This window comes from Paenibacillus agaridevorans (assembly GCF_003112455.1).
Taxonomy (GTDB): domain Bacteria; phylum Bacillota; class Bacilli; order Paenibacillales; family Paenibacillaceae; genus Pristimantibacillus; species Pristimantibacillus agaridevorans.
The window spans coordinates 25,486-31,314 of record NZ_BDQX01000005.1 but is presented as its reverse complement, the minus strand read 5'-3'; the positions used below and the strand labels follow the sequence as shown (position 1 = coordinate 31,314).

The following is a 5,829-nucleotide window of genomic DNA, read 5'->3' as shown; positions in this document are numbered from 1 at the left end:
ACCGCAGGGATCGCTTGGTGTACGATTTTTCGCAAGAAAATATCGATGCGATTTTGCTCCATAAAGAGCAATAACCCAAGAATCCCCCACCTCTTCAAGGTGGCGGGGGTGTTCAATTCTCCTGTACCAAATGATGTTCCGCCACATTCGTTGCACGGTTTGTTTTCTGAAATCAATTTGACCCCTCCTTTCTAGTAGCTTCCTTAAAACCGCTTTACAATAACCTCATGATTCTTTACGTCAAGGAAAGTCAGCTTGTTGCGTAATTCTGCCCATTCAACGAACAACGGCAACCGATCGTGTGGCCGGCCGCCGTCATGTCGTGGTGCTAGCATCTCGCGTTAGTTGAATCCTTCGCTCAATGTATCTAAAAAATCAGTTACGTCGGTGTAAAACAACTTTTTCTCGGTTCCTTTCAGGTTATGTCCAGACTGAAAGTACTCCTTTACTGTTATATTGCTGCACATTTTCTTATAACGATCAAGGTCCGTATCCGTAATTAACGATTCTTGAAGCTTACCTCTCCCCACTAAAACGGGCATCGACAAAGACATATCATCTAAGTTAATTAGAGCAGATTCTCTTTGGATACCCCATACCGCTTCAGGTCGGATATTCGCTGTTCGATTGTAAGGGATTAAATAGTTGTTTATGTAATCTTCGGGCCAATCATGCGGCATTGCTCGATGCTCTGGAGGATAATCGCCAATAATTAACGATTGTATCTGTTCCTTGTGTCTTTCAACATAGCCTAAAGCATAAGAAACACCACGTGAATAACTAAATAAATGGAACGATGAGATTCCAGTCTGCTTTACGACTGCCTCAATATCTGATACATGTTCGGTCAGGTTGTATCCTCTATCGGGGGTATCACTTTTTCCCCTGCCTCGAAAGGATAGAATTATACTTCTTCTTGGTAGAACCGCCTCAAGCAAATCTAGATATTCTTCTGCTGTCTCGGACAGACCTGGACAAATAATCAACGGAACTAGTTTCTTGTCGGATTCTTCTAATGAATCCAAATACTCGATCAAAACCTTATCGTTAGCTGTTTTTTTTGATAAATGTATGTAAACCACATCCCAAAGTTTAATTTACTTTATGCACACATCTATTTTAGCACATATTGGAAGTGGCCTGCCCGTTAGCGTAATGAAGCTGCTGATCGTACAAAGTCCATTTACAGCGCGTATAACACGTGTTATTCTATTGGCGAGGTGCAATCATTATGGCGAAAAGAACGACGAGCTTCGACGTCGCGAAGGCGGCTGGCGTGTCTCGCAGCGTGGTGTCGGCGGTCATTAACGGAACGGCGGGCATCGGTGTCGGGCCGGATACGCGCGAGAAGGTACTTAAGGCGATTAAGGAGCTGGACTACCACGTTGACGCAGGGGCCCGAGCGATGAAGACGGGTGTCAGCCGCTGCGTTGCGGCGTTTGGCGATATGAAAAATCCGCTGTTCCTTCAGGTGCTTGAGGGCATGCAGAGAGCTTGCGCGGAACGGGGTTATCATGTGCTGATCAGCGGTAAGGGCGGGGACGAGCGGGATCGGTTCGAGCTCCTCGACTTGTACAGGCAGCGTAGACTCGACGGTATTATCAGTCTGGATGCGATCTCGTTCGAGAGTCGAGAATGGCTGGATGCAGTGCGTAAGGCGAAGGTGCCGTACATTTCCATCGAGGGTTATGCAGGCACGGCGGAAGTTTCCTCTATCCTCGTGGATTATCGGGAGAGCATTCTCGATGTCTTGGATCATATTGGCGCCGTAAGCAGCCTTGCCCCCGTATATCTGGATGCCTATCTGGAGAAGCCGGGATCGAACTGGGCTGAACGGGCGAGACGTTCCGCCTACGAGCGGTGGTGCCTTGATAGAGGGCTGGCTCCGGTCGTCCACGAGTTGCAAGCCTACGACGAAGCTTGGATGCTCCGGTTTCTGGAGGAGCTTCGCGGGAGGGAGAACGGCAAGTTGCCGCCCATCCTCATCAATTGGTCGGTCAGCGCGTCGATTCTGTATCGGATGGCTTGGAAGCTCGGAATCGCGGTGGGCAAGGAGCTGTCCGTCATGGCAGGCGACAATACGAACCGAAGCAACGCGTTCATGGCTCCGCCGCTCGGCTGCGTCGAAATTCCTTATGCCGAAATGGGCGAGGAGGCGGTGCGCCGTCTGCTCTTAAGCTTGGAGGAACCTAGTCAAGCGATGAGGCCGGAGAAGCTATGGTTAAAGGCAACTGTCGTGCCGGGAGAAAGTATGGCGCGCGAGCGGTAGAACCGGCCAAACTGCAGCCGAGGTTGTCCGTTAAGTTGTAAGCCGTTAGAACGTAACGTTCACCGCCGCCGGTGCAGCGTTGATTTCCGAAATAGCGGCGGCTTTTTTTAAGCATTGATAACACGTGTTATTAAATTGATCGATTGAAGGAGGAGATTACGATGTTTTGGATTATCGACAAGCTGCAGGAAAGAATCAAGGAGCTCGGGAAGCTCCGCTATCGGCATGTCATCGAGCTGGGGGAGTGGGCGATGGAGGTCGACGAGGAGCGAGCGAACGGTGTGCAGCGCGCGCCTTCAATCTCCCGTGAGAGAACGATGCGCAAGGGGGAGCGCTGGAAGGGGCGCGATCTGTATGTCTGGCTCCAGCGCCATGTCGAAGTGCCCGCCGAGTGGCAAGGGCAGAAGGTTGTAGGCGTATTCGATTTCGGCTTGACGGGCGCCGGCAACAACTCGGCCTTTGAATCGTTAATTTATGTCGACGGAGTTCCCTATCAAGGCGTTGACAGCAATCATCAAGAGGTGCTGCTCCCCGAGGATGCCGTCGGCCGCGAGCTGGAGCTTACCTTCCGCTTGTGGTCGGGCCTTGAGGGCGGAGGCGTGCCTACGGAGCAGGAGCATGAATTCAAGCGAGCCGATCTCTGCGTGCTGGATGAGGCTGCGGATGATTTGTTTTTCACGGGGATTGCTGCTCTGGAGACGGCGAAGGTGCTGGAGGAATCGTCGCCCGCAAGACAGGATCTGCTGACGGCGCTCGACCGCGCCTTCTTGCTGCTGGACTGGTCCCGACCAGGCTCCGAGGCGTTCTACGGGACGGTAAAGGAAGCGATCGCGCTGCTGAAGGAGGAGCTTGGAAAGCTGGAGTCCCGGCATCCCGTAACGGTACATGCGGTCGGTCATACGCATATCGACGTCGCTTGGCTGTGGCGGCTGACGCATACGCGCGAGAAGGCGGCCCGTTCGTTCTCGACCGTGCTTCGGCTGATGGAACAGTATCCGGAATACGTTTTCCTGCAGTCGCAGCCCCAGTTATATGCTTATATAAAGAAGGATTATCCCGAAATCTACGAGGCGATCCGCGAACGGGTAAAGGAGAAACGCTGGGAAGCCGGCGGCGCTATGTGGCTGGAGGCGGACTGCAATTTGACGAGCGGTGAGTCGCTAGTTCGGCAGATTTTGTACGGCACGAAGTTTTTCCGCGATGAGTTCGGCGTGGAATGCGATTACTTGTGGCTGCCCGACGTATTCGGATATAGCTGGGCGCTGCCGCAAATTTTAAGGAAATCCGGCATTAAGACGTTCATGACGACGAAGATCAGCTGGAATCAATATAATCGGATGCCGCATGATACGTTCAAGTGGCGGGGCATTGACGGCAGCGAAATTCTGACCCATTTCATCACGACGCCGGAAGTGGCGGACGCAGGTGTCTGGTGGTATACGTATAACGGTCTCATCGAACCGTTTAGCGTCAAGGGGATTTGGGATACTTACCGCAACAAGGACGTTAATAAGGAGCTGCTTCTCTCTTACGGCTACGGCGACGGAGGCGGCGGGGTCAATCGGCATATGCTGGAGATGCGCCGCAGGCTGGAAAATATGCCGGGCTTGCCTAAGGTCGTGCCGAGCAGGGCGGATGATTACTTTGAGAAGCTGCATGAGGCGGTCGACGGTACGGATCGTTACGTGCATACATGGGATGGCGAGTTGTACCTGGAGTACCACCGCGGCACCTATACGAGCCAAGCCTATAACAAGCGGATGAACCGCAAGCTGGAGCTGCTGTACCGCGAAGCGGAATGGCTTCAGGCGATGACTGCCGTAGAGAGCGGCGAGTGGGATGAGCAGTCGGCGGAACGTCTCTACGAGGGCTGGCTGGCCATACTGCGCAATCAATTCCATGATATTATTCCGGGATCGTCCATTACGGAAGTCTACGAGGATGCCAAGGCGGAGTACGAGGAAGCCGAGCAATGGGGGCTGGAGGCGCGGGATCAAGCAGCAGGGAAGCTGGCACGGAGCGCCGACTCCGGAGCGGTCGCTTTCACGGTCTATAACAATGGGTCGTTCGATCGTGGAGAGCTGGTAACCATTCCGAAGCGGGATGATGTCGGCCCAGCGGGCAAATGGACGATGTCTCCTGACGGAGAGGAGCTGCAGGCGGAATATGTGGAAGGAGAGTGGCATGTACTGGTGCCTGGCATTCCTGCTCTTGGAGCGGTCGTCTTAAGCTTCGAGCCGGAGTCGGCCGGGCCGCAAACGACGACCGCGTCTGCGGTTGCGTCCACCTTCCAATGGGATGGCAAAGTGCTGACGACGCCGTTTTATGCCATTGCTTTCAACGAGCAGGGGCAAATTGCAAGCCTGTTCGATAAGGAAGCGGGACGAGAGGTGCTGGCGGCCGGATCGAGAGGCAACGTGCTGCAGGTGTTCGAAGACAAACCGAAGATGTTCGAGGCATGGGACATCGATTTGTTCTATGGGGAGAAAATGCGGGAGATCGACGCGCTGGTCTCCTTGGAGCTGGTAGAGGCAAGCCGGCTGAAGGCGGTGCTGAGATTGGAATGGACGTACGGGGATTCCTCTATCGTGCAGAAGCTTGCCGTTTATGCGAATAACCGCCGGATCGACTTCGCGACCAACGTGAATTGGCACGAGCAGCAACAGCTGCTGAAGGTGGCGTTCCCGGTACGGATTCGGACGACGGAAGCCACCTACGACATTCAGTTCGGCAACGTTAAGCGGCCTACGCACTGGAATACGAGCTGGGATCATGCCCGGTTCGAAACCGTCGGCCATCAATGGGTCGACCTGTCGGAGCGCGGATATGGCGTCAGCCTGCTTAATGACTGCAAGTACGGTCACGACATTAAGGACAACGTCATCCGTTTGTCCCTGATCAAGTCGGCCGTGTACCCTGACCCGCATGCGGATCAAGGCGAACATGTCTTCACCTACTCGCTCTATCCGCATCGCGGAGATTGGGTCGAAGCAGGCACGGCCGAAGCTGCGTGGCAGCTTAACAACCCGTCTTACGTCGTGGAGGGGGTATCTGCGGCGGCAGGCAAGTCGTTCCTGCGGCCAAGCGGAGCCCATGTCGCGATCGATGCGGTGAAACGGGCGGAAGATGGCAATGGGCTGATCGTGCGCTTGCACGAATATGCCGGCGCTCGCGGCATGGCAGAGCTTGGCAGCGACTATGACATTATTGCGTGGCAGGAATGCGATCTGCTGGAGCGGCCGATCGGCGGGCTGCATCAAGATGGCGAGCCGATTCGCTACGAACTGACGCCTTACGAGATCAAGACGTTCCGGCTTACGTTCGGCAAGCAGAAGCAAGCGTAATCGCCCTTCTGCACCCGCGCGCAGCTCCCAGCGCGCGGTGGGGCGGTGCGGGTGTCACCACAGTCCCATGCCGATGAACGCGCCGCGCCGCCAAAGGACGGCGTGGCTGCTTCATCTTGTGTTGCGGTATTCCGTAGGCGACATCCCCATCGTCTTGCGGAACATCTTGGAGAACAGGAGCGGATCGTCGTAGCCTACGGAGCGCGCGGTATCGCC

At 54.7% G+C, this 5,829-nt stretch carries 4 protein-coding genes; 2 read left to right on the top strand and 2 right to left on the bottom strand.

The features are described 5' to 3' along the window. Positions 1-341: 341 nt before the first annotated feature. Positions 342-1,025, bottom strand: coding sequence for an alpha/beta fold hydrolase (locus tag PAT3040_RS00185; protein WP_181376351.1), 684 nt, complete (start codon positions 1,023-1,025; stop codon positions 342-344). Positions 1,026-1,231: 206 nt separating this feature from the next. Here PAT3040_RS00185 and PAT3040_RS00180 point away from each other — a divergent pair, with 206 nt between their 5' ends. Next, complete coding sequence (locus tag PAT3040_RS00180) at positions 1,232-2,269, top strand: LacI family DNA-binding transcriptional regulator (RefSeq protein ID WP_108991032.1); 1,038 nt, start codon at positions 1,232-1,234, stop codon at positions 2,267-2,269. Positions 2,270-2,430: 161 nt separating this feature from the next. Then, positions 2,431-5,613 carry an alpha-mannosidase gene (locus PAT3040_RS00175; RefSeq protein ID WP_108991031.1) on the top strand — a complete coding sequence of 1,061 codons (3,183 nt, stop codon included), beginning with the start codon at positions 2,431-2,433 and terminating at the stop codon, positions 5,611-5,613. 111 nt (positions 5,614-5,724) lie between these two features. Here PAT3040_RS00175 and PAT3040_RS00170 read toward each other — a convergent pair. Then, on the bottom strand, positions 5,725-5,829 hold a 105-nt coding region (locus tag PAT3040_RS00170; RefSeq protein WP_146200325.1), incomplete at its 5' end, for an AraC family transcriptional regulator.